The organism is Streptacidiphilus sp. PB12-B1b (genome assembly GCF_014084125.1).
Classification (GTDB): Bacteria; Actinomycetota; Actinomycetes; order Streptomycetales; family Streptomycetaceae; genus Streptacidiphilus.
Genome location: NZ_CP048405.1, coordinates 7,161,655 through 7,184,980, shown reverse-complemented (window position 1 = coordinate 7,184,980; position 23,326 = coordinate 7,161,655). Strand labels below are relative to the sequence as shown.

The following is a 23,326-nucleotide window of genomic DNA, read 5'->3' as shown; positions in this document are numbered from 1 at the left end:
CCCGAGGGGCAGCACCGCGGCTGGACCGCCCGGATCAGCAGTCCGGGTTGTTGACGCAGTGGTTGCCGAACGCCGGGTTCAGCGCGCCGATCACGTCGATGCTGTTGCCGCAGAGGTTCACCGGGACGTGCACCGGGACCTGGACCAGGTTGCCGGACAGCACGCCGGGGGAGTTGTTGGCCGCGCCGGTCGCGGTGGCGTCGGCGGCGGCGGTGCCCGCACCGGCCAGCGCGACGCCGAGGACGGCTGCGGACACGGCAGCGGTCTTCAGGAGCGTCTGCATGGGTGGATCTCCTTCATCAGGGTGAAAAGCGGTGGGGGAGGGGTCAGCTGTTGCTGCAGTGGTTGCCGAAGGCCGGGTTGAGCAGCGAGACCACGCCGATGCTGTTGCCGCAGAGGTTCACCGGGATGTGGACCGGAACCTGGATCACATTGCCGGAGAGGAAGCCGGGCGAGTTGTTGGCTGCGCCGGTCGCGGTGGCGTCGGCGACGGCGCTGCCGGCGCCGGTCAGCGCCAGGCCGACCGCGATCGCGGTGAGGGCGATGCCGGTCTTCACGGACTTCACGGTGCGCATGGTTGGAATCTCCGTCTTCTGTCGATCCCCAGTGGACCGGACACCTGGCGAACGAGGGACGGTCGGCGACGGACACGCACGCGGTCCGAGGACCACTCGTGCAGCGGACAGCCGGGCCGCCCCGGGCCGGGGGACAGGTGAGGGCCGCGCCCCGCCGGACTGGTGAGTACGGGGGCGCGGCCCTTCGGTCAGCCGACAGGTCAGCCGTTGTTCTCGCAGTGGTTGCCGAAGGCCGGGTTGAGCAGGCCGATGACGTTCACGGTGTTGCCGCAGGCGTTGACCGGGACGTGCACCGGGACCTGGATCAGGTTGCCGGACAGCACGCCGGGGGAGTTGTTGGCCGCACCGGTGGCGGTGCTGGAGGCCATGGCCGCACCGGCGCCGCCCACGACGATTCCGGCGGTCACGGTGACCAGCAGGGCGCTGCGCTTGATGTTCTGCATGTCGATTCCTTATGAGGCTGGTGATGTACTGGGGCCTTCACCGCTGAAAACGAGTGCCGCCTTTGGAGGAAACGGCCGACGGTGAAAGAAGCTCGAATTTTCGGACTGCGAGCGGGTGGGTGACGCGTCCGGGTGAAGTCGGAGCGGGGCCGTATCCGCCGCGCTCCTGGAGCGTTGTGCTCAACGTCCATTCCTGCGGCACTTTGCCACGCAGACAAACCACGGAGTAGTCATCATGAACAACACCCTCAAGGGCGCCGTCGTCACGATCGCCGCGGCCGGTGCGCTCGCTGCCGGGGCGGGTGCGGCGTTCGCCAGCTCCACCGCGACCGGTGAGGCCAGCAACTCCCCCGGTGTCCTCTCCGGCAACAACATCGCCGTTCCGGTGCACGTCCCGGTCAACCTGTGCGGCAACAGCATCGACGTCGTCGGCCTGCTCAACCCGGCCTTCGGCAACCACTGCGCCAACAACGGCTGACCGTCGGCAACCGCTGACCAGCACCACGCCCTCCCCGGGCCGCGCCTGTTCGCAGGCCGCCCGGGGAGGGCGTCGCGCTGTCACGGCGACGGCCGGCCCCGCCCGGACGGGTGGGACCGGCCGGTTTCCGCAGGACCTGGAGGGGACCAGGTCAGCAGCAGTCCTCGCCGCGGGCGTTCAGGTGCAGGCTGTGGCGGTAGCCCTCGTGGTTCAGGCCGGCCGCCTCCGGGGTCATGGCGATGTGGTGCGCGGCCATCAGGTGGCCGGCGGCCGCCTGCGTCCCGTTGCCGTTGGAGCAGGAGTTGCCGAACGCTGGGTTCAGCACGCTGATCACGCCGATGCTGTTGCCGCAGACGTTGACCGGGATGTCGATCGGGATCTGGACGACGTTGCCGGACAGGACCCCGGGGAGTTGCTGGCCTCGCCGTAGGCGTTGGAGTCGGCGGAGGCAGCCCCGGCCCCGGCGAACACGAGCCCGCCGACCATGGCGGTCATCGCTACGGCCTTGCGCATTCTGCTCACTTTGTTCCTCTTTCGCTTGCGTCGGAACGGCTTCGGCCGGGGGCGCGGGGGACGAGCCCACGCAACCCCCGGCACTACAGCCACTCTTCGTCACGAAAGCGGTGGAGGGTGGGTGACACTTCGTCATATCACCCGCTTGGAGGAAATTCCGCCGATGGCGCCGGGTGGGGCGGCCGGAGTGCGTGGGATACGATCCGAAGGGGTTCTCCGACGGTATTTCCCGGTGCTCTCCGGCGGGCACCGGAATTGCGCCGGGAGGGGTGTTCCGCGGCGGCCGGATCGGGCGGACGGCGCTCGAGGGCAGCTGCGCGGCGACGGTCCGGGTCATCCGTTCGGGTGGTTCGGCGGGGCGTCCGGGTGACCTCGGCCGACGTCCCCGGCGGGGGCGCCACGGGGGGCACGGCGCGGGCCGGACGCGGGCCGGACGCGGGCTCGGCGGTGGCGGGCGGGGGCGCTGTCCGGGCTCTCACGTCGGCTCCGCATAATGCAGATATGCGATCCCCCGCCGGTCCCCGTCGAACCACCGTCCAGCGCGCCCTGCTCGCGGCCGCGCTCACAGCCTCCGTGGCGGGGCTGGCCAGCGGGTGCGGCAGCGGGACCGTCCAGCGGGTCGCCCCCGGGGTGGCCCAGTCGTCGGTGAGCACCGGCGCCGACGGCACCGACTGGAGCATGCGGGCCCGCAACGTGGACCTGGCCATCAAGGACGCGGTGGTCGAGCTGGGCCCGAGCGGGCAGGCTCGGCTGGACTTCACCGTGGACAACGAAGGGCCGGTGACCGAGCACCTCTCGGTGGTCTCGGTCCCCGGCCTCGGGCAGGCGACCCTGACGGGCAGCGCCGGTCCCATCAACGCGCTGTCCACCGCCGGGATCATGATCGACTCGGGGAGCAGCGCGACCTTCGGCGCGGGCGCGCCGTCGGTCGTGCTGCCCTCCGCGAGCGGACTGAAGGCGGGTGGCACCAGCCCGGTGCTGCTGGAGTTCGGCGTCGCCGGGCTGGTCCACCTCACCGTGCCGGTCAAGGCTGGCTGAACGCGGCGGCCGGAGCCGCTGTCACTGCCGCTGCCGTCAGCTCACGCTGAGGTCGTCGGCGTAGACGTTGCCCTGGCCGTACCAGCCGTGGACGTAGACGGTGACGGTGCCGCTGGAGCCGGTGGTGAAGGCCACCTTGAGCTGGTTCCAGGAGCTGTTGCTGGACCAGGTGCTGGCGGTGGCGCCGCCGCTGACGCCGAGGTAGGCGTAGCTGCCCTGGACCCAGCCGCTGAGTGTGTAGCTGTGGTTGGGCTGCAGGGTGAGGGTCTGGTCGCACTCCCCGGTGGTGGAGGAGCCGGCTGCCACCTGGAGGGCGTGGCTGCCGGAGTGGACCGGGGTGCTGACCACGGCGCTGCCGGTCTGGCAGGTCCACGGGCTGAGGCTGCCGGTCTCGAAACCGCCGTTCACCAGGCTGCTGGAGCCGCCACCGCCGCCGCTGGTGGAGGTGACCGTCAGCGAGAAGGTCGCGGTGTGGCTGCCCGAGGCGGCGGTGCCGGTGATGGTGATCGGGTAGGTCCCGGCCGCGGCGCTGCTGGAGGCGCTCAGGGTGAGCGTGGAGCTGCCGCCGGAGGTCACCGAGGCGGGGCTGAAGGCGGCCGTGACGCCGCTGGGCAGGCCGCTCGCCGCCAGGGAGACGCTCTCGGCGCTGCCGCTGGTGACGGCGGTGCTGACGGTCGAGGTGGTCGAGGCCCCGGCCGCGACCGACGCCGAGGCGGGCGCGTCGGACAGCGAGAAGTCGTTGCCGGGCGGCGGGGGCGGGGTCACCGTGCCGCCGCTGGTGAAGGGCTCCAGCGCGTGGCTGAAGTCCCAGGTGCCCTGGGCGATGCCGGAGCAGGTGTCCGAGCCGGCGGTGCCGACGCAGCCGCCGTTGTCGCGCTCCAGCGCCCAGAACGACAGCTCGGCCAGGCCCTTGCTGGTGGCCCAGGATTCCACGGTGGACGCGTCGGCCACGGTGGTGGTCTCGGCCGCGCCGTAGTCGTCGATACCGGGCATCAGGGTGATCCCGATCATGCCCCACAGCTGCGCGGGGGTCTTCGAGGGGTAGAGCGAGGCGAGCTGGCTGTACAGCCCGGTCGCCGCGTTCTCCGCGTCGGTGCCCATCTCGTGGGTGGCGCCGTCGTAGTAGTCGAAGGTCATGATGTTGACCACGGAGACCACGGCGTTGTTGGCGACCGCGTTCTTCAGCACCGCCAGCCCGCTGCTGGCGAGGCCGCTGGTGGTGGTCGGCAGGGTGTACTGGAACTGCACGGTGCGGCCGGTGCTGGCCGCCCACGCCTCGACCTGGGCGATGGCCTGGTTGCGGCGGGTGATGCCGGCGGTGTCGGTGAGCGAGTTGTCCTCGGTGTCGAGGTCGATCCGGGTCACGTTGTACGTGGTGATCACCGACTCGTACACCGCGGCGATCGAGGCGACGCTGGTGCAGCTGTCGGCGATCTCGGTGCCGGTGTCGTCGGCGGTGTAGCCGCCGAAGGAGGGGATGACGTCGCCGCCCTTGGCCTGGATGGCGCTGATGTCGCTGCCGAAGGTGGCCGAGGTCAGCGGCTGGCTGCTGTCCCCGTTCCAGTAGGCGGTGCACGAGCCCTTGCTGGCGGTCTGGATGAACGCCATGGTCTCGTAGTTGGCGCCGGACTGGGTGGAGATGGTGGCCGGGCTGTCACCGCTGTACGCCTCGAAGTACGGGGCGAACACGTGGGCGGGCAGTGGGGTGGCCGCCTGTGCGGTTCCGGCGCCGCTCACGACCAGGCCGGCCGAGGCCGCGGCGGTGGCGAGCAGGCCGGTGAACAACGTGCGTAGGGGTCGTGCGGTGGTGCGCCGTCTCATGCGGACTCCCGTGGGGGTGGGGTGCAATTGGTAGAGACCACTGGCTGAACACCGCCCATAGTTGGACTAGACCATTAAACTGTCAAGAGTCCTAACAGTTTCGGGTGCGCGATCCGGCTGCACCCGGCGGAACCGGGCTCGGCTATGCCAACTCCGTTGCCGCGCACGGCCTATCGGCACGCGGACCGATCCCCTGCCGACTTCGCCCGCATCGGGTGTCGGCGCCGCTGACCAGACAACGCCCTTACCTCGCCGTACATATGGCCGAAAGTCGCCCCGGGAATGCGGCGGGGCCCGCACGGCCGCAATGCTCCTGCCGCCACCGTGCGGGCCCCCGTGCGCTTACTGACGAAGCATCAGCCGATCGTGTAGGCGCGGTAGACCGTCTCCGTGCTGGTGTCGCCCTTGGTGTCGACGACCTCGGAGCGCAGGGAGACCGCGCCGGAGGCCGGGTCCGGGACGGCCACGGTGTAGGCGGAGCCGCTGCGCTTGACCGCCAGCGCGTGCCAGCTCTTGCCGCCGTCGGTGGAGTACCAGCTCAGGACCGACTTGACCGGGTCGTTGGGCAGCGGGGCGTCGGGGTTGCCCGTCGGCCCCCGGTCCAGGTCCAGGGTGATCGGCATGCTGCCCTTGGGCGTCGCGGCGTTGTACGCGTTGAGCCCGCCGGGCAGGAAGTGGGTCAGGTAGACCGGCGCGGCCTGGGTGACGGACGGGCTCGCGTAGAAGTGCAGGCCCAGCGTGACCTCGTTGGACAGCGTCCCCGAGGGCAGCGCGAAACCGGCCCCGTAGCGGTGCGCGTCCACCGAGAGGTTGTACCAACCGGCGTACCTGATCGGCTCGTTGAAGTCGGTCTGGTTGCCGTAGGAGTTCAGGTTCTGCTTCTTCAGGACCTTGCTGCCCTGGGTCAGCTCGAAGGTGGACCACACCGAGGAGCCGAACGTCATCGTCCCCGGCGTCGGGTCCTCGATCAGGCCGTCGGGCGACATGTCGATGGCCCGCTCCCAGACGGTCGGCACCGTGGAGACCGGCCCCCACGTCGCCTGGCCGAAGGTCTCCCAGTAGGTGTGCCCGCCGGCGAACGACGCCTGCGCGGCGAACTCGCCGCCGAGGTCACCGGGCCCGCCGAAGACGTCCGAGCGGGGCTCCCAGCGTCCCGGCGAGACGTAGACCGTCTGGTTGAACGGCCCGTCCTGCTCGTCGCCCGGACCGGCCAGATCGGTCTGGCAGTTGTCCGTCGGCCCCTCCGGCTGGAACTCGACGTCCGTCTGCGCGGCCTCCTCGTCCCCGCTGCGCGCCTGCACGTGCACCAGGGCCAGGGCGGCCTTGCGGAAGGCGCCGCCCGGGTTGCTCGGGATGCCCGTGGTCATCCCGCTCAGCATGTAGCCGGTGCTGCCCTGCAGATCGGCCAGATAGGCGAACTGCAGGTCCTTGGAGGCGTTGGGGACCACGTACAGCGACCCCTGGTTGTTGGAGACCTCCACGTCGCCGACGGGCATGCCGTCCGCGCACACCCGCGAGTCGATCGTCCACTGGTCGGCCGGGGCCGGGTTGGAGTCCAGCGAGACGTGCACCGCGCGGCCCTGCCGGGCGTCCAGCGTCACCGACTTGGCGCCGGACACGGTGACGATCTGCGAGCCGATGGTGTCCGAGACCGCGCCGCCGGCGCCGGTGGTCTGGATGTCGGCCAGGACGGCGTACGTCCCCTTGGGCAGCGCGTGCGCCTTGCCCGTGGCGAAGGAGTACATGCTCTCGTCGGCCAGATTCATCACCTCCGCCGTGGCGGCGACCCTGGCGCCGGTCCGGCTGATCGCGGTGACGGTGAGGGTGTTCCCGGTCGCGGCAGCGGCGGGCACGGCGGAGACGCCGGCCAGCGCCGGCATGAGCGCGGCGGTCATGGTCAAGATGCTGGGTATTCGCCTCACGGCGCACTCCTGGGTTCATCGGGTGGAGCGTCGAGAAACCTCCGGCCCGTCGGCCGTCCGCCCGGTCCCCGCGTCAGGTCCCGCTGCCGGTCCAGCCCCGGACCCGTACAGCCGGACCCGCACGCCCGGGCCTGCGCCGACCCGCCCGCGAGGCCCCCGGCGCGTCCGGGCGCGCGGTACCACCCGCGCTCGGTTCAGGACGACACTCCGTCGTGACGCAGAGCCTACGGACCCCGCACCCCCGGCCCCCGCCGGGTGCGTGGCCACCTGGGCTGAAGAGTCCCGTTTGGGCGATCATTCTGTTCCCATCCTGTGATCCGGGGGCGGGCGACGTGACCCCGGGCCGGGTCGGATAGTCCGGATGGAGACGTGGCGTCCGGGGGACCGCCGCCGCCGACCGGCTGATGCGGCGGGCGGGTCGGGGGACCGGCGGGCGTGGGCGTGGAACGCTTCGGGCATGACAGACGCGGCAGACGCCAGTCGGCGGGCGGCGCCCGCGAGAGCCGTCCCGGCGCCGGGGCCGACGCCCGGCCTCCCGGACCGCTGCGTCGCCTGCGCGGGCACGGAGGGACGGACCGCCGCATGAACGAACCGGTCCTGGGCGACACATTGCTGCGGCGGCGGCCCCCGGGCTGGGGCCGCGCCCTGGCCCGTACCGTCGTCGAATGCCTGGTCATCATGGGGCTGCTGCTGGCGGCGTACACGGTGCTGTCCATCGACCCCAGGCAGGCCGAGTCCTTCGGCCTGCGGCTGGCGCTGGTGATGGCGCTGGTCGGCGCCGTCCTGGTGTACGAGGTGCGCGCGGTCTCCCGCGCCGACCATCCGCTGCTGCGGGCGCTGCGGGCACTGACCACCACCGTCAGCCTGTTCCTGCTCTCCTTCGCCGTGGCCTACCTCTCGCTCGCGCGCTCGGACCCGGGGGCCTTCAATGCGCCGCTGGACCGGATCGACGCCGTCTACTTCACCGTGACCGTCTTCGCCACCGTGGGCTTCGGCGACATCGCCCCGGTCAGCCACCCGGCCAGGCTGGTGGTCACCGTCCAGATGCTGCTGAACCTGGTCCTCATCGGAGTCGGCATCCGCGTCCTGGTCGGCACCGCCCGGCTGCGCCTCTCCCGCCCGCCGGAGCCCCGGCCGCAGCCTGAGCCGCAACCCGAGGCACAACCTGAGGCACAACCCGAGGCGCAGCCCCGGCCCGAACACGGCCAGGCCGAGGACCCCGGACAGCCCTGAACCGCCCGCACGGCACCACGCTCGGCCCCGACCGAGGCGCTCGTCGTGGTAGGTCGTCCAGGCACACGTGGGCCGGTTCGCGTACCGCTGAAACCGGGTCAGGCGGACGCGGAGGGCTGGGGGGCGAGCTGGACCGCGCGCGCCTGCAGATCGCTCAAGGCCGCCGCGGCGTGGGCCGGGAACGGGTCGTCGTGGTCCGACCTCATCCAGCGCTCAAGGGCGACGGAGAAGGCGAGCATCCCCACCTCCGCGCCCAGCCGGGCCGTCAGCTCGTCTGCGCCCCGCTCGCGCAGGGCGGCACTGATCGACCGGGCGATGCGGGCGTGCTTGAGCAGCCCCCGCTCCTGTACCTCGCTGTTCGCCGCGACCACCAGCACGCGCTTTGCGGCCTTGGCCCGTTGCTGCGGGGTCATGGCGACCTCGGCGGCTGCGAACGCCGCGTGCAGGCACTCGGTGAGCGTGGCGTCCGGTGCGGCGGCGCGGATGCCGTCGGCGAACAACTCGGCCAGAGTGTCCTCGCCGCCGAACAGGACCTCCCGCTTGTCGGCGAAGTGACGGAAGAACGTGGCGCGGTTCAGACCGGCGCGGTCCGCGATCTGCGCGACCGTCGTCTCCTCGTACCCGTTCTCCACGAACAGGTCCAGCGCGGCGGTCTCCAGGCGCTCGCGTGCGTCCGGCGCCCATCTGCTCATCCTCACAGCATAGGCGAGGCGACCGGATCGCATCAGGGGCGTACAGCCATGCGACTGCGTCGCATAACGGTGCTAGAGTTGATGCGACCGGATCGCATCAGCACTCCGGCCGCGACATCCGAAGCACACCCGAGGAGATCTCCATGCGCATCTTCGTCACCGGCGCTTCCGGCTGGATCGGCTCGGCCGTCGTCCCCGAACTCATCAGCGCCGGCCACCAGGTCCTCGGACTGGCCCGCTCGGACGCCTCCGCCAAGACGGTCGCCGACATGGGCGCCGAGGTGCTGCGCGGCGACCTGGACGACACCGACGCGCTGCGCGCCGGCGCCCTCGACAGCGACGGCGTCATCCACCTGGCCTTCGTCGTGCCCAGCGTGACCGAGGCCGCGACGCGGACCGACGCCGCCGCGATCGGGACGTTCACCACCGCCCTCACCGACTCCGGCAAGCCCCTGGTCATCTCCGGCGCAACGCTCGTCACACCCGGCCGCCCCGCGACCGAACGCGACGAACTCGTCGCCGCCGGGCCCATCGCGGCCCGTATCGCCACCATGCAGGCCGGACTCGCGGCCAAGGACCGGGGCGTGCGCACCTGCCTGGTGATGCTGCCCCGCTCGGTCCACGGCCAGGGGGAGCGCCACGGGTTCATCCCCCAACTCATCACCGCCGCCCGGACCAAGGGCGTCAGCGGCTACATCGGCGACGGAGCCACCCGCTGGCCCGCCGTCCACGTGAAGGACGCCGCGCGTCTCTACCGGCTGGCCGTCGAGCAGGCTCCCGCCGGCGCGGTACTCAACGCCGTCGGCGACGAGGGCGTCGCCATCCGCGCGATCGCCGAGGCCATCGGCCGACAGCTGGACCTGCCCGCCCGCTCCCTGCCCGCCGAGGACTTCGGAGGAATGCTGGTGCGCCTCCTCAGCACCGACATGCCCGCCTCCAGCACCCTCACCCAGGACCTCCTGAGCTGGAAGCCCACCCACCCCGGCCTCATCGAAGACATCGAACAGGGCCACTACTTCACCTGACCGCCCGATCGCCCGAGCCGGACGCCGACGCCCCCTGGCCCTCGGAGATCCGGCTCCACGCCACCAGCGTGCGTCTGCTCCCATGTGCACGCGATGTGCACGCGCTGATTCGCCGCGATGAGGCGCTCCGCAGTAGACCGGCCCCAGATCGCACGAGAGCGATACCGTCGGCGAGGCGAGACTGCGAGGGGACAGAGGAGGTGACCGTATGAGTCTCACGGCTGATCATCGCCCCCAGATGAGCGTCGAGGAGTTCGAGCAGATGGCCGCCCACGCGCCCGAGACCGTCACCCTGGAGTTCATCGACGGGAAAATCGGCGTGAAGGCTCTGCCTGACGGTGACCACGGGGCGATCATCATGTGGCTGCTGCGGCGGTGCATGCAGAGTCGCCCGGAGCTGGACCTGCACAGCGAGCAGGGCCTGCGCGTGGACGCCTACCGCTCCGGTCATGCCCGCCCGGACGGTGTCCTGGCTCCCATCGCCCACTTCGCCGGGCAGGGTGAATGGGCTGATCCGCAGGGTGCTCTGATGGTGGTCGAGGTCACGTCCTACGATCCCGACACGGACCGGCGTGACCGCGTCGAGAAGCCGGCGGCCTATGCCGAGGCGGGCGTTCCGGTGTACCTGCTGAATGACCGGGACACCTGCGAGACGGTGGTGCACACCGAGCCCGAGGGTGGGAAGTAGCGCAGCATCCGGTCCGATGCGTTCGGGGCGAACGTTGTGATCCCCGGCTTGGGGATCGCTCTGGAGACCGAGACCCTCAAGCAGTACGTCCGCTGACCTGCACCCGGCTCAGAGCCGCATCAGGAGCCAAAGCCGGTAGTGGGCGTCGCGCAGGCGGGCGACGAAGTCCTGGCCTCGTGGAGCTATTCGCGCGGGTACCTTGCTGACCTGCGGCGATCTTCTCGCTCACGTGCCCTGAAAGCGCCTGGTGATCAGGTACCTCGTCGACGCTGCCGTGTGGGCTGCGGCCACTCCAGGTGGCGTATTACGGCGTGATACGATTGTGCCATGGCAAAGACGAGGATCTCCATCAGTCTGGATCCCGAGCAGGCCGAACGCATCAGGCTGGCCGCGGAGAAAAGAGGCCAGGACGTTTCCGCCTTCGTGGTCGCTGCCGCACTCACGGAGGCCGTCCGCCGGGAGCGGATCGCTGCGTCCTTCGCCGATATCGACGCGGCCATTGCCGCTGCCGAGGCCGAGGCGGAGTCCTTGGACTGGCCGCCCGCGAGCGATGCCCCGGCAGACTCCACGGAGGAGTCCGCTCAGGTCAAGGAGCAGGTTGCGGCGGCCCGCGCCCGGGCGGCAGCGATCCGTGCCCGTCGGAACGCGGCATGAACTGGGGCTGCCCAACATGCCCTGACGCCGATTCACTCGGCGACGTGGTGTACGACGCAGGGATGCTCATCGCGCTCGCCGCCCCAGGTGATCGACGAGCCCAAGCGCTTCACGCGGAGTACTGCCTGAATGGGCGTCCGGTCGTCCCTGCCCCGGTGGTCGCCCAGGCGTGGCGAGGAGGTGCCCGCGCTGCCTACCTGGCGCGGGCCCTCAAGGACTGCGCGGTGGTGTGCTGCTACACCGAGGTGGAGTGGCGCAGGGTGGGTGAACTGATCGGCAGGGCGAATCTCAACCCGAAGAAGAAGCCAGATCCTGTGGACGGCCTGGTCGCGCTCACAGCTGTGGAAATCGACGCGGCGATCGTCGCAACCTCGGATGGGGACGACATCCAGGCGTACCTGGATCAGATCCGCGGCAGTCAGGCAATCACGGTTCTCGGCGTCTGACCCAGCCCCGTCCTCAAGGGCGACCGGAAGGTAGTTGGAGGTCCGGCAGCGTGCCCTCACCGCGCCCTGGGGAAACCGGGCAGCCCCCTGGCCGACGCCGGCTCCAGCCCACCCATGACGGCTGACCCCCAGGTCAGGGCCACATCAGACAGTAGAGCTGGTGGCCGGCGTCGTGGAGGCGGGAGGCGAAGTCCTGCCACTCGTGGAGCAAATGATCACCCCAGGCCGCTGAGCTGGGGTGATCCGCTCAAACGGCCTCTGACCTGGGATTTTGGCGTTCAGCACCTTGCACTGCTCATGGTCGTTTTCCGTCCCCATGTGCACGCGATGTGCACGCAGTGCTCTCTCGCCAGTGGTGCTTCACGCAGGCTCGACTTCGGTGTCGTCTGGCGCTCATGTGCCTGAAAGCGCCCTGAACGCCCCGCGTGGAGTACGCGCGGGTGGCGCCACGGCAGTGTGCGCCAGGGGCGTTCAGGTGCGCTTCCGTGGGGCACCGGGAATCCCTGCCCGGTGTGCCTACATGTAGTACCCGAAGATGTCGGCTATCACGTGCGTCGTGCCGGTGACGTACAGATCGACCTTCCCGTCGGGGGCGACCGGGACCACGACCTGGTTGGCGATCGTCTGGCCCGGAGCCCAGTTGAGGTTCGAGGTGCTGGGTCGGGGGGTGCCGTCCGCCCATGCTTGGAGGACGCCGCCGCTGGTGTTGCCGGTGGCGGTGACATTGAGGACCACCGAGGTGATGCCTGCCGGAACACCGGCGCGGCCGGTGATCTGGAGGACTAGGTCGTGTCCTGCCGCGATCGGCGTCCTGGTGGGGATGCCGATGGCGGCACGGGTGTCCAGCAGTCGGTTCGGTGCCACCGCGGTGAATTGGCTGCCACCGGAACCTGCGGTGAAGTAGCCGAAGACGTCGGCGACCACCTGGCTGGTGCCCGCGACCTTGATGCTGACATGGCCGTCGGCTCCCAGCGGGACGACTGCCAGGCCGGCCACGGTTGTCTTGGCAGCGGTCCAGTTGACGTTGGAGACGCCAGGCGCCCGGGCACCTTCCGGGTACGCCTCCAGGAATCCGCCTCCGGTGGTTCCTGTGGCCGTCAGGTTGAGCACGACCGCGGTGGCGTCGGCCGGGACCCCGTCCTGTCCGGCCACGTTCAGACTGACCGTGCCGTTGGTGATCGCTCCGGCCGTGGAGATGCCGGTCGCCTGGCGGGTGTCCAGGAGGCGGGCGGGTGCCGTACTCGTGAAGGTGGACGCTGCTGATCCGGAGGCATCGGTCGTGTAGTAGCCCTGGACGTCTCCGATGATCGAGGCCGGACCGCTGGTGTACAGGTCCACCCTGCCGTCTCCGCCGACCGGGACGGTTACCAGGTTGGAGACCGCCTGGCCCTTGCCGCCCCAGTTCAGGTTGGACGTCGTGGGGCGCGCGGTACCGTCGGCCCAGGCAGTCAGGTAACCGCTGCCGGAGGTGTTGGTCACGGTGACGTTCATGACGACTGCCGTTACTCCGGTCTTCGGGATGCTCCCGTTGCCTTCGACTGCGACCGAGGCGCTACCGCCGGCGGGCACTACCGGGGAGCTGCCGGACCACCCGATGCCTGAGCGGGTGTCGAGGATGCGTGTCGGTCCGAACGGCACGTAGGGATCCGGTGTTGCGACCGCCACCCGGGCGGGTTGCGTGGAGCTCAGCGAGGTCCCGTTCGGCAGGGTGGCCGTCACCGTCACGGGGTAGCCGCCTCCGTTGCCGGCGTACGGTTGGGAGTACGTGTGCTGAGCAGTCGGCACATCGGTCACCACGGGGGCCGATCCGTCCCCGAAGTCGAAGGAGTAACTGACCGTCAGCGACTCCGGATTGGTGACGGGGGCTGAAGCCGTCACCGTCATCGGCGCGAAGCCTGACTGCCTGTCGACCGCCACTGAGCTGCCCAGTTGGTACACCTTGGTGTATTCGAACGCACCACGATCGAACGTGTCAGCGACAGGGTGTGCCGCCATCGGATCCGACACCCGGGCTGCCCCGAAAAAATCGGTACTCAACTCACCCGGCGCTGTGGGATCGGCCGAGTCGATCGCTGGAGAGCCTTCGAGAACAGTGGAGTAGAAGGGATCGGAGGAGTCGAACTGCGGGTTCGTCAGCAGGTCGTCCGTGCCCTGACCGGTAGCCGTCTGGAAGGCGGTCGGCGTGGCGTACTCGGTGCCGGCCCAGGTGTAGGGCTCGGAGTAGCTCGTGGGGGCGAAGATGTTGTGGCTCACCGTGGTGTCCGGCGCCGATCCGGCCGATACCATCAGGTCGGGATAGGTTGCCTCGGCGCTGCACGTCATGCCCGTGGTCCATCTGTCGGTATCGACGCTGATGTTGTTCTCAACGAACGATCCGCTGGAGGTACCGGTGAGGGAGATCGCCGATGCGCAGGGCCATGTGATGGTGTTGCTGGTCACCGCCGTGTCAGGGGCACTGATGACGGAGATCGCCGGTCCGGCGACTTCTTCCAGGTAGTTGGTCGTGATCACCGTGCCGGTCACGCCCGCGTCGACCTCGATGCCGCCTGCCTTGGCGAACTCGATCGCGGTACGACTGACGGTCACCGCGCTGCTCTTACCGGTGATCTTGATCGCAACCTGTGGCGGGTGACCGGCGAAAACCACGCCGCCAGTGAAACCGTCACGGTCGACCGTGATCCGGGACGAGTTGTCGATGATCATCCCGGTCTGCAGTGACGTATCGAAGCTCGACCCAGTCACGACGACGTCGTGGACCCCGCTTAGAGTCAACGAGTTCAGCCAGATACCGCTCAGGGTGATGGGCGATGCGGAGCTTCCCGAACGGGTCAGGGTGTCGTTCTCGGGATACTCGCTCGAGACTTCGCTCTGGATGGTCTGGCCCGGCTGGACCGCGTTGAGTGCAGCCTGCACCGTACAGTACGGAGTTGCCTGGCTCCCGTGCCCAGCGGCTGTGTCGGAACAGTTCGAACCTGTCGCATCATTGACGTACAGAGTGCTGCCAGTGGCGTAGGCCGGAGCGGTCATGACAGCGACGGGCGCGGCCAAGGCGACGACGAGCACAAGCGAGATTTTCGGTATGCGCAAGCGCACGGATTTCCCCTCGGATCAGGTTGCCAGTTCAAGGCGATGTTTGATGCGAGAGTGTCATGCGCTACCGACAACGGGCACCATGCGACGCAGGCAGGATCCTGTCAGAGCGCAGGCAAGCCCCTGTAGTCGCAGTGGGTTCCGGCGGACCAGGGAGGGCATCTCGCAGGGCTGTTCTCAGACCGCCACGAGGCGGACGTCCTGGGCGTTGAGCGCCGACAGATAGGCGCTGACGTCGTCCGGGTCGCTCGTGAAGACGACTGCGCTGCCGTGGCGGACTGCTGTGATGGCGACCAGGGCGTCCACCACATTCGGATGCTTCTTGGGCGGGAGATCGGCGATGCTCAGGGCTCCGCCGATGCGATGCCACTCGGCCAGGTCCAGGGGCGTGTTGCAGAGCAGGCATACGGGTTGTCCGGCGGCTGTCGGGCGCAGTGCGCCGGGTGAGCTGCGCGCGTGCGGGACGGTGCAGTCCCGCAGGGCAGTAGCCAAGGCGTGGACGGTACTTGGAGCGGGACGCCATACCTGTCCCAGGACTGGTCCCGGCACGATGGCGCGGTGCGGGGTCGCCTTCATGCCTTCGTGCAGGCGGACTGCTTTGGCCCTGCGGTCGGCGAGCGCGATCAGCATGCCGGTGTCGTAGACAGGGACACGGGCGTTCACGCCGTGTGGCCCGGGCGCTGCTGTCGCCCTCGCGACTGAGCTGGCCGGTCGGGGCCGTAAACGAGCTCCATAGCCTCCTCGACCTCACGTCGTTCCTGCTCGGTGAGGTCGTCTTCTGCAACCTGGGGCAGCTCCGGCAACTCCGATGCCTCGGCTTCCGCTGCGGCGATCACCGCATCGATGGAGGCGAACTGATCCTCCAGCGCATCGGTCTCCGCCATCTGCCGGGTCGCGGCATTGACGAGGTAGGCGGAGACATCCATCCCAGCGCGGTCGGCGTGCGCTCTGATCTGTTCGGCGTGCGCTGCGTCGAGGCTGATGCTGATCCTGGTCTTCGCCATGACGCCAGTGTATGACGCGTATTACAGGCAGCCAAGCTCTTTTGTCTGGGTCCTGAACAGGGCGGAAGCGGGAGGGGCGAAATCCCTTGCGGTGTGCACTCAAAGTGCCCTGGGGTACATGTGACGGGCCTCTGGCTGGCCCCGTACATCACTCCGAGGAGGCGACTAACCCGCAGGTCAGGGCCACATCAGGCAGTACAGCTGGTGCCCCGCGTCGTGGAGGCGGGAGGCGAAGTCCTGCCACTCGTGGAGCATCTGGTAGATGACGAAGGCGTCGCGGGGGCCGCGGCGGTCGGGGACGGTGGACCAGATGAAGGCGGCGGTGCCGAGTTCGGCTTCGTCGGCCTTGCGGAGGGGTTCCACGACGGAGTGGGGGAGCTGGAAGACGGCGTAGTCGGGGTGGAGGACGACGAGTTCCAGCGGGGGCACGGCGGACAGGGGGATGCCCTCGATGCCGGTGAGGACCATGGCGCTCATGGTCTCCGGCTTGATCTTGGTGGAGAGGCTGCCGCTGATCGACTCCTCCGAGCCGTCCTGGCCGAACAGTTCTCCGAGCCGGCCGAGGGTGCCGAGCTCGCCGGCGTCCAGGCCCAGGCCGTCGCGGCCGAGCGCCGTGGGGACGCGGGCGGCCGTCGCGCGATCGGGTGCACCGAAGTACTTGTAGGTCACCCCCATGCCACCACCCCTTGCTCCGGTACTGCCGTCACCGCTGCGGCTGCCATGGCGCCCGACTCTGCGCGCAGCCCTCGACGGACCGTCGGACCCATCGCGCGCGTCTGACACCGCTGACCATCCTTACTGGCAGTCACCCATTTGCCAACAGTGAGCGGGCGGGCGGCTGGGCACTGCGGCCCGATCATCGTCCCAGATGATCGGCCGGGACATGCCGAGTGACAGGCAGCGAATTTTGAAAGAAGCAGATTTGAGACTATGGGTGGCGTGACCTACCCGTACGAAGCACCCGAGTCCCAGAAGCTCTTCGCGCGCGCCTCCGTGGTGACCCCCGGTGGCGTGAACTCGCCTGTCCGCGCCTTCCGGGCGGTGGGCGGCACCCCCCGGTTCATGGTCTCCGGCCAGGGCCCCTACCTCACTGACGTGGACGGCCGCGACTACGTTGACCTGGTGTGTTCCTGGGGTCCGATGATCCTCGGCCACGCCCACCCGGCCGTCGTCGAGGCCGTCCAGGCGGCGGTCGTGCGCGGCACCTCCTTCGGTACGCCCGGTGCCGGGGAGGTGGAACTGGCCGAAGAAATTGTGACGAGAGTCACTCCCGTCGAGCAGGTGCGCCTGGTGTCCTCGGGCACCGAGGCGACCATGTCGGCGATCCGGCTGGCGCGCGGATTCACCGGCCGGGCCAAGGTCGTGAAGTTCGCGGGCTGTTACCACGGACATGTGGACGCCCTGCTGGCCGCCGCCGGTTCCGGGCTGGCCACCTTCGCGCTGCCGGACACGCCCGGCGTCACCGGCGCCACGGCCGCCGACACCATCGTCCTGCCCTACAACGACCTGGACGCCGTGCGCGCCGCCTTCGCGGCCCACCCCGGCGAGATCGCCTGCGTGATCACCGAGGCGTCGCCCGGCAACATGGGCGTCGTCCCGCCGCTGCCCGGCTTCAACGGCGGGCTGGCGCAGCTCTGCCGGGAGAACGGCGCGCTGTTCGTCTCCGACGAGGTGATGACCGGCTTCCGGGTCTCCCGGGCCGGCTGGTACGGCCTGGAGGCCGCGAACGAGGGCTGGGCGCCGGACCTGCTGACCTTCGGCAAGGTCATGGGCGGCGGCTTCCCGGCGGCGGCCTTCGGCGGCCGGGCGGACGTCATGGCCCACCTCGCCCCGGCCGGCCCGGTCTACCAGGCGGGCACGCTCTCCGGTAACCCGATCGCCACCGCGGCCGGCCTGGCCCAGCTGCGCGGCTGCACCGACGAGGTGTACGCGACCGTGGACCGGGTCTCGGCCGAGATCTCCGGCCTGGTCGGCGCGGCCCTGAGCAAGGAGGGGGTGGCGCACCGGGTGCAGCGGGCCGGGAACATGTTCTCGGTCTTCTTCACCGACGAGGCGGTGACCAACTACGACGAGGCGCGTCGGCAGGAGTCGTTCCGCTTCACCGGCTTCTTCCACTCGATGCTGGCGCAGGGCGTGTACCTGCCGCCGTCGGCGTTCGAGTCGTGGTTCGTGTCGGCCGCGCACGACGAGCGGGCGATCGAGCGGATCGCGGCGGCGCTGCCGGCCGCCGCCCGCGCCGCCGCCGAGGCGACGGCCGCCTGACGGCAGCGCGACGGCGGGGAGCCGTAGCGCCCGCAATGGGTGTCGTCCGGTTCCGGTATCCGGGGCCGGGCGGCGCCTGCGCGATACTGACGTCACCGTCGGCCGAGCAGCGTCCGTACGAACACCCTCCGCACGAGCAGCTTCCGCACGAGCAGCCTCCGCACCAGCAGCGTCCCCGAAGGAGCAGTCCAGGTGAGCAGCCGAACCGACTCAGCGAGCGACGTCACCGTCGTCCACCTCATGCGGCACGGCGAGGTGCACAACCCGGAGGGCGTCCTGTACGGGCGGCTGCCCGACTACCACCTCTCCGAGCTGGGCAAGGAGATGGCCGAGCGGGTCGCCGACCACCTCGCCGGGCGCGACATCACGCATGTGGTCGCCTCCCCGCTGGACCGGGCCCAGGAGACGGCCGCGCCGATCGCCGCCGCGCACGGGCTGACGACCGCCTCGGACGAGCGGCTGATCGAGGCCGACAACATCTTCCAGGGCAAGACCTTCGGCGTCGGCGACGGCTCGCTGCGCAATCCGCAGTACTGGAAGTACCTGGTCAACCCGCTCCGGCCGTCCTGGGGCGAGCCGTACATCGAGCAGGTCGTGCGGATGATGGGGGCGCTGGGCGCGGCTCGGGACGCCGCCCGCGGGCACGAGGCGGTCTGCGTCAGCCACCAGCTGCCGATCTGGGTCACCCGCAGCTTCGCCGAGCACCGGCGGCTGTGGCACGACCCGCGCAAGCGGCAGTGCTCGCTGGCGAGCCTGACCAGCTTCACCTACCACGGGGACAAGATCGTATCGATCGGCTACAGCGAGCCCGCCCGGGATCTGCTGCCCGCGCACCTGACCGGCAAGGGCCGCAAGGGCGATGCGCCGGTCGCCAAGAGCTTCGGCGCCTGACCGTCTGTTCGACCTGTTCGATGCAGTGTCGTGGCAGGTCAGGGCGGGTTCGCCGGTGTGACGGCGGGGGCAGTGAACGTGCTCGAAATACCCATGCGAAACTCTTCACATGCGCCCCCGCCTGACCTCCCGCCTGACCACCAGCATGATTGTCGCCGTCGCCGCAGCGTCGGCCATGGCTCTGTCCGGGTGCTCCTCGTCGAGCACGACGTCCAGCGACAGCGGCAACACCTCGTTCGTCAAGGGGACCGGCGAGATCACCACGGTGGCGGCGGCCCACCGGGGCGCGCCCATCGCGCTCTCCGGCAAGGCGCTGGACGGGAAGACCACCATCGACCTCGCCGCGTACCGGGGCAAAGTCGTGGTGATCAACGTCTGGGGCTCCTGGTGCGGCCCGTGCCGCGCGGAGGCGGGCGACTTCGAGAAGGTGTACCAGGCGGACCAGGCCAAGGGGGTGCAGTTCGTCGGCATCGACACCCGCGACCTGCAGACCGACGAGGCCCAGGCGTTCGTCAGCGACCACCAGCTGACCTACCCGAACCTGTACGACCCGGACGGCTCGCTGCTGCTCAAGTTCCCCGAGGGCAGCCTGGACCCGCAGGCCATCCCGTCCACGCTGGTCCTCGACCGTGAGGGACGCATCGCCGCCCGGGCGCTGGAGCCGCTGCTGGCGAGCCAGCTCCAGCAGATCCTCGCCCCGGTGATCGCGGAGAAGCCGTGACCGCCGCAGCACCCGTCCTACTGGCGTTCGGCGACAACCAGACGGTGGTCTCCGGGGCGCTGATACTGGCGATCCCGATCGCCATGCTGGCCGGCCTGGTCTCCTTCTTCTCGCCGTGCGTGCTGCCGCTGGTCCCCGGCTACCTCTCGTACGTCACCGGCTTCTCGGCCGTGGACCTGGCCGACGCCGAGGGCAGGCGGCGCGGCCGGATGCTGTTCGGGGCGCTGCTGTTCATCACCGGCTTCACCGCCGTCTTCGTCTCCGAGGGCGCGCTCTTCGGCTACTTCGGCCGCCAGCTGATCCACTACCAGCACACCATCGACATCGTCACCGGGGCGCTTACGATCCTCATGGGCCTGGCGTTCATGGGCTTCCTGCCCGGCTTCACCCAGCGCGAGCTGCGCAGCCACCGCAAGCCCGTGGTCGGCCTGATCGGGGCGCCGCTCCTCGGCATCGTCTTCGGCATCGGCTGGACGCCCTGCATCGGCCCGACCCTGTCCGCGGCGCTCAGCCTCTCCGCCGACCAGGCCAGCGCGGGGCGCGGCGCCCTGCTCACCTCGGTCTACTGCCTGGGGCTCGGGGTGCCGTTCATCCTCGCGGCCGTGGCCTTCCGGCGGGCGCTCGGCGCGTTCGGCTGGGTCAAGCAGCACTACCAGCTGGTCATGCGAATCGGGGGCGGCATGCTCGTCCTGGTCGGCCTGATGCTCGTCACGGGGTGGTGGAGCCAACTGGTCTACCAGCTGCAGCTCTGGTTCCCCATCTCCACGTTGGGAATCTGAATCATGAGTGACCGTCCGGGCACCGACGCGCGCGACGACCTGCGGGACGACGGCGTTGACACCGACGCCGCCGCAGCCGACAGCGCAGTCGCCGACACCGCCGCCGAGCAGAGCGAGCTGGCCGCCGCCGAGCGGCTCAGCAGCGCGCCCCGCGAGGACCCGGCCGACCTGCTGGAGGCGGAGGGCGGCGAGGTCGCCGCGCCCGGCGGGACGGTCGGCATCGGCGTCCTCGGCTGGCTGCGCTGGGGCTGGCGGCAGCTGACGTCCATGCGGATCGCGCTGATCCTGCTGTTCCTGCTGTCGCTGGCCGCCGTGCCCGGCTCGTTGGTGCCGCAGACCTCGGCGAGCCAGATCAACGTCGACAACTTCCACACCAACCACAAGATCCTCTCGCCGATCTTCGACAAGCTGCAGATGTTCGACGTCTACGGCTCGTTCTGGTTCTCGGCGATCTACATCCTGCTGTTCGTCTCGCTGCTGGGCTGCATCGTCCCGCGCACCTGGCAGTTCGTCGGCGTGCTGCGGGCCAAGCCGCCGGTCGCGCCGCGCCACCTGGTCCGGCTGCCGGTGTACGCGACCTGGCGCACCAGCGCCGACGCGGACGCCGTCCTGGCCGCCTCGGCCTCGCTGCTGCGTCGTCGGCGCTTCCGCACCGCGCGCGCGGCGGAGGGCTCGGTCAGCTCGGAGAAGGGCTACCTGCGCGAGGTCGGCAACCTGCTGTTCCACGTCTCGCTGATCGCGCTGCTGGTGGCCTTCGCCGCGACCAAGCTGTTCGGCGGCATGGGCACGGTGGTGGTGGTCGAGGGCCAGGGCTTCAGCAACAACGTCACGCAGTACGACGACTTCTTCCCGAGCGAGTTCTACACGGCGAACAGCCTCGACCCGTTCTCGTTCACCCTGAACAACTTCCAAGCGACCTACCAGACCAGTGGTGACCAGTTCGGCACGCCGAGGACGTACGCCGCGCACATCACCTACCGGATCGGCAGCGGCGGCGGTAAGCCGGTCAGCGGCACCATCAAGGTCAACGACCCGCTGAAGATCGGCAGCAGCAACGTCTACCTCACCGCGCACGGCTACGCGCCGGTGGTCAAGGTGACCAACGCCCGCGGCCAGGTCATCTTCGACGGCCCGACGCCCTGCCTGCCGCAGGACGCCAACGTCACCTCGCTGTGCGCGATCAAGATCGCCGACGACTACATCACCACCAGCGGCAAGTCCACGCAGCTGGGTTTCTCCGGCTTCTTCGCGCCGACGCAGTCGCCCAGCTCCACCTCCGGCCCGCAGTCGGTGTTCCCGGCGCTGGACAATCCCAAGCTGTTCCTGGCCATATACCACGGTGACCTCGGGGTGGACTCGGGCATTCCGCAGAGCGTCTACACACTCGACCTCAGCCACATGACCCAGTACAAGATCGCCGGAGATCCGCTCTCGGTGGCGCTGGTCCCCGGCGGCGGCCTGAAGCTGCCGGACGGCGGCACGCTCACCTTCGAGGGCACCAAGCAGTGGGTGAACTTCACCATCGCCCACAACCCGGGTACGACCGCCGCGCTGGTCAGCGCCGTGCTGGCGATCCTCGGCCTGATCGGCTCGCTGTTCATCCAGCGCCGCCGGATCTGGATCCGCGCGGTCGCCGGCGCGGACGGCGGCACCGTGGTGGAGGTGGCGGGCCTGGCCCGCAGCGAGTCGGCCCGGATCGCGGAGGAGATCGCCGACCTCGCCCTCGCCCTGCAGGACACCGCCCCGGCCGACCTCGCCCCCGACCCGGACGGCGCCTCCGACCCGGACGACGACGTCCGGGCCGCCGACGCACCTCTCGCCGACCTCACCTCCAGCAAGGACTGAACGAGCGTGAAACTCCTCGCAGACGCGGCGATCGACAACAACTTCGCCCACATCTCCAACGTCCTCATCTACTCCTCGATGGCGGTCTACCTGATCGCCTTCCTGGCGTACACCGCCGAGTGGACCTTCGGCGGCCGCAGCCGCATTGCCCGGCAGTCCGCCGAGCTGACGGCGGAGCCCGGGGTGACCATGGCCGCAGCCGTGGCCTCCGCGCAGGCCGCCGCCGAGAAGGTGACCGCCACCACGGCGCCCAAGGTCGCGGTCACCGTGACCGGCGCCGGCGGCCGGACCGCCACGCTGACCCGCACCGTCGCGGCCAAGGCCGGCTCGGTCGACGTTGTCACCCGCGGCGACTCGGAGCCGCCGGTGGAGGGCGTGGGCGCGGCCGGGGGCGACGACAAGGCCGACCGGGTCGGCCGCATCGCCGTCGCCATGACCACCCTCGGCGGGCTGCTGCAGCTCGGCGGCGTGGTCGCGCGCGGCATCTCCGCGCACCGCGCGCCGTGGGGCAACCTCTACGAGTTCACCTGCGCGCTGACGCTGGTCGCGGTGCTGGTCTTCCTGGGGCTGCTGTTCTCCGGCAAGGACGTCCGCTGGCTCGGCCTGCTGCTCACCACCGGCGTGCTGCTGGGGCTGGGCCTGGCCACCACCGTCCTGTACACCGCCTCCGAGCAGCTCGTCCCGGCCCTGCACTCGTACTGGCTGTGGATCCACGTGTCGGGCGCGATGATCTGCGGCGGCGCGCTGTACGCGGGGGCGATCGTCACGGTGATGTTCCTCTGCAAGGACTACCACGAGGCCGCGGTCGCCGAGGGCCGCGCCAAGAACGGACGCTGGGCCGACATCTGCGAGCGGATGCCCTCCTCGGCGACGCTGGACAAGCTGTCCTACCGGATCAACGCCTTCACCTTCCCGCTGTGGACGTTCACCATCATTGCGGGCGCGATCTGGGCCGAGTCGGCCTGGGGCCACTACTGGCAGTGGGACCCGACCGAGACCTGGGCGTTCATCACCTGGGTCGGCTACGCCTGCTATCTGCACGCCCGCGCCACCGCCGGCTGGAAGGGCCGCAAGGCCGCCTGGCTGGTGCTGATCGCCTTCGGCTGCTTCCTCTTCAACTCGTACGGCGTGAGCATCTTCATCAACGGCGTCCACTCGTACGCCGGGCTGTAGGGCTGGAGGGCTGTAGGGCCGCAGCCGCGACGC

The 23,326-nt window shown here is 70.0% G+C and carries 22 protein-coding genes and 2 pseudogenes; 13 read left to right on the top strand and 11 right to left on the bottom strand.

Annotation, left to right across the window (positions count from 1 at the left end):
- Nucleotides 1-34: 34 nt before the first annotated feature.
- The 3 genes from GXW83_RS31270 to GXW83_RS31260 all read right to left on the bottom strand — a co-directional run bounded on the left by GXW83_RS31270 (nucleotide 35) and on the right by GXW83_RS31260 (nucleotide 1,018).
- Entirely contained in the window at nucleotides 35-283 is a 249-nt protein-coding gene (locus GXW83_RS31270) for a chaplin (RefSeq protein WP_182446367.1), read from the bottom strand.
- A gap of 43 nt (nucleotides 284-326) precedes the next feature.
- A complete protein-coding gene (locus GXW83_RS31265) occupies nucleotides 327-557 on the bottom strand; it encodes a chaplin (protein ID WP_225447586.1) in 231 nt (76 codons plus the stop codon).
- A gap of 218 nt (nucleotides 558-775) precedes the next feature.
- Nucleotides 776-1,018 (bottom strand): chaplin, encoded by a 243-nt coding sequence (locus tag GXW83_RS31260; RefSeq protein ID WP_182446365.1) that lies wholly within the window; start codon nucleotides 1,016-1,018, stop codon nucleotides 776-778.
- A gap of 235 nt (nucleotides 1,019-1,253) precedes the next feature.
- Between GXW83_RS31260 and GXW83_RS31255 the strand changes: the two genes are divergently transcribed.
- Complete coding sequence (locus GXW83_RS31255) at nucleotides 1,254-1,496, top strand: chaplin (protein WP_182446364.1); 243 nt, start codon at nucleotides 1,254-1,256, stop codon at nucleotides 1,494-1,496.
- 289 nt (nucleotides 1,497-1,785) lie between these two features.
- On the opposite strand, the pseudogene GXW83_RS34625 reads toward GXW83_RS31255, so the two are convergent.
- Nucleotides 1,786-2,009: pseudogene (locus GXW83_RS34625) on the bottom strand (chaplin); the annotation flags it as partial.
- A 501-nt stretch (nucleotides 2,010-2,510) separates the two neighbouring features.
- Between GXW83_RS34625 and GXW83_RS31245 the strand changes: the two are divergent.
- Nucleotides 2,511-3,047, top strand: coding sequence for a hypothetical protein (locus GXW83_RS31245; RefSeq protein WP_182446363.1), 537 nt, complete (start codon nucleotides 2,511-2,513; stop codon nucleotides 3,045-3,047).
- 36 nt (nucleotides 3,048-3,083) lie between these two features.
- Here GXW83_RS31245 and GXW83_RS31240 read toward each other — a convergent pair whose 3' ends face one another.
- Together GXW83_RS31240 and GXW83_RS31235 are read right to left on the bottom strand one after the other, a co-directional pair.
- Nucleotides 3,084-4,868, bottom strand: a complete 1,785-nt coding sequence (locus tag GXW83_RS31240; protein ID WP_182446362.1) for a carbohydrate binding domain-containing protein — start codon at nucleotides 4,866-4,868, stop codon at nucleotides 3,084-3,086.
- 356 nt (nucleotides 4,869-5,224) lie between these two features.
- Entirely contained in the window at nucleotides 5,225-6,763 is a 1,539-nt protein-coding gene (locus tag GXW83_RS31235; RefSeq protein WP_182446361.1) for a hypothetical protein, read from the bottom strand.
- A gap of 609 nt (nucleotides 6,764-7,372) precedes the next feature.
- Here GXW83_RS31235 and GXW83_RS31230 point away from each other — a divergent pair.
- Complete coding sequence (locus tag GXW83_RS31230; RefSeq protein WP_182446360.1) at nucleotides 7,373-8,023, top strand: potassium channel family protein; 651 nt, start codon at nucleotides 7,373-7,375, stop codon at nucleotides 8,021-8,023.
- A gap of 98 nt (nucleotides 8,024-8,121) precedes the next feature.
- Here GXW83_RS31230 and GXW83_RS31225 read toward each other — a convergent pair whose 3' ends face one another.
- Nucleotides 8,122-8,715 carry a TetR/AcrR family transcriptional regulator gene (locus tag GXW83_RS31225; RefSeq protein ID WP_182446359.1) on the bottom strand — a complete coding sequence of 198 codons (594 nt, stop codon included), beginning with the start codon at nucleotides 8,713-8,715 and terminating at the stop codon, nucleotides 8,122-8,124.
- Between the two features lie 143 nt (nucleotides 8,716-8,858).
- On the opposite strand from GXW83_RS31225, the gene GXW83_RS31220 reads away from it, so the two are divergent.
- The 4 genes and pseudogenes from GXW83_RS31220 (at nucleotide 8,859) to GXW83_RS31205 (ending at nucleotide 11,528) form a co-directional block, all read left to right on the top strand.
- Nucleotides 8,859-9,740, top strand: a complete 882-nt coding sequence (locus GXW83_RS31220; RefSeq protein WP_182446358.1) for an SDR family oxidoreductase — start codon at nucleotides 8,859-8,861, stop codon at nucleotides 9,738-9,740.
- Between the two features lie 208 nt (nucleotides 9,741-9,948).
- Nucleotides 9,949-10,524: pseudogene (locus GXW83_RS31215) on the top strand (Uma2 family endonuclease).
- A 231-nt stretch (nucleotides 10,525-10,755) separates the two neighbouring features.
- Complete coding sequence (locus tag GXW83_RS31210) at nucleotides 10,756-11,082, top strand: ribbon-helix-helix protein, CopG family (protein ID WP_182446357.1); 327 nt, start codon at nucleotides 10,756-10,758, stop codon at nucleotides 11,080-11,082.
- Between the two features lie 44 nt (nucleotides 11,083-11,126).
- Entirely contained in the window at nucleotides 11,127-11,528 is a 402-nt protein-coding gene (locus GXW83_RS31205) for a hypothetical protein (RefSeq protein WP_182446356.1), read from the top strand.
- 516 nt (nucleotides 11,529-12,044) lie between these two features.
- On the opposite strand, the gene GXW83_RS31200 is transcribed toward GXW83_RS31205, so the two are convergent.
- From GXW83_RS31200 to GXW83_RS31185, 4 genes are all read right to left on the bottom strand, one after another.
- Nucleotides 12,045-14,591 (bottom strand): right-handed parallel beta-helix repeat-containing protein, encoded by a 2,547-nt coding sequence (locus tag GXW83_RS31200; protein ID WP_182446355.1) that lies wholly within the window; start codon nucleotides 14,589-14,591, stop codon nucleotides 12,045-12,047.
- A gap of 204 nt (nucleotides 14,592-14,795) precedes the next feature.
- Nucleotides 14,796-15,110: a hypothetical protein gene (locus tag GXW83_RS34620; RefSeq protein WP_225447363.1), complete on the bottom strand. Its 315-nt coding sequence runs from the start codon at nucleotides 15,108-15,110 to the stop codon at nucleotides 14,796-14,798.
- Between the two features lie 167 nt (nucleotides 15,111-15,277).
- Nucleotides 15,278-15,622 carry a hypothetical protein gene (locus tag GXW83_RS31190; RefSeq protein WP_182446353.1) on the bottom strand — a complete coding sequence of 115 codons (345 nt, stop codon included), beginning with the start codon at nucleotides 15,620-15,622 and terminating at the stop codon, nucleotides 15,278-15,280.
- Between the two features lie 177 nt (nucleotides 15,623-15,799).
- The gene (locus GXW83_RS31185) at nucleotides 15,800-16,297 is read right to left on the bottom strand and encodes a hypothetical protein (protein WP_182446352.1); all 498 of its coding nucleotides are present in this window, start codon (nucleotides 16,295-16,297) and stop codon (nucleotides 15,800-15,802) included.
- A gap of 255 nt (nucleotides 16,298-16,552) precedes the next feature.
- Here GXW83_RS31185 and hemL point away from each other — a divergent pair, with 255 nt between their 5' ends.
- From hemL to ccsB, 6 genes are all read left to right on the top strand, one after another.
- A complete protein-coding gene (gene hemL / locus GXW83_RS31180; protein ID WP_182446351.1) occupies nucleotides 16,553-17,884 on the top strand; it encodes a glutamate-1-semialdehyde 2,1-aminomutase in 1,332 nt (443 codons plus the stop codon).
- Nucleotides 17,885-18,124: 240 nt separating this feature from the next.
- Nucleotides 18,125-18,775: a histidine phosphatase family protein gene (locus GXW83_RS31175; protein ID WP_182447684.1), complete on the top strand. Its 651-nt coding sequence runs from the start codon at nucleotides 18,125-18,127 to the stop codon at nucleotides 18,773-18,775.
- 109 nt (nucleotides 18,776-18,884) lie between these two features.
- Nucleotides 18,885-19,496 carry a TlpA disulfide reductase family protein gene (locus GXW83_RS31170; RefSeq protein ID WP_182446350.1) on the top strand — a complete coding sequence of 204 codons (612 nt, stop codon included), beginning with the start codon at nucleotides 18,885-18,887 and terminating at the stop codon, nucleotides 19,494-19,496.
- A complete protein-coding gene (locus tag GXW83_RS31165) occupies nucleotides 19,493-20,275 on the top strand; it encodes a cytochrome c biogenesis CcdA family protein (RefSeq protein WP_225447362.1) in 783 nt (260 codons plus the stop codon). Before GXW83_RS31170 ends, GXW83_RS31165 begins: the two co-directional genes overlap by 4 nt.
- A 3-nt stretch (nucleotides 20,276-20,278) precedes the next feature.
- A complete protein-coding gene (locus GXW83_RS31160; RefSeq protein WP_182446349.1) occupies nucleotides 20,279-22,120 on the top strand; it encodes a cytochrome c biogenesis protein ResB in 1,842 nt (613 codons plus the stop codon).
- Nucleotides 22,121-22,126: 6 nt separating this feature from the next.
- On the top strand, nucleotides 22,127-23,293 hold the full coding sequence (gene ccsB, locus GXW83_RS31155; protein ID WP_225447361.1) for a c-type cytochrome biogenesis protein CcsB: 1,167 nt from the start codon (nucleotides 22,127-22,129) through the stop codon (nucleotides 23,291-23,293).
- Nucleotides 23,294-23,326 lie beyond the last annotated feature (33 nt).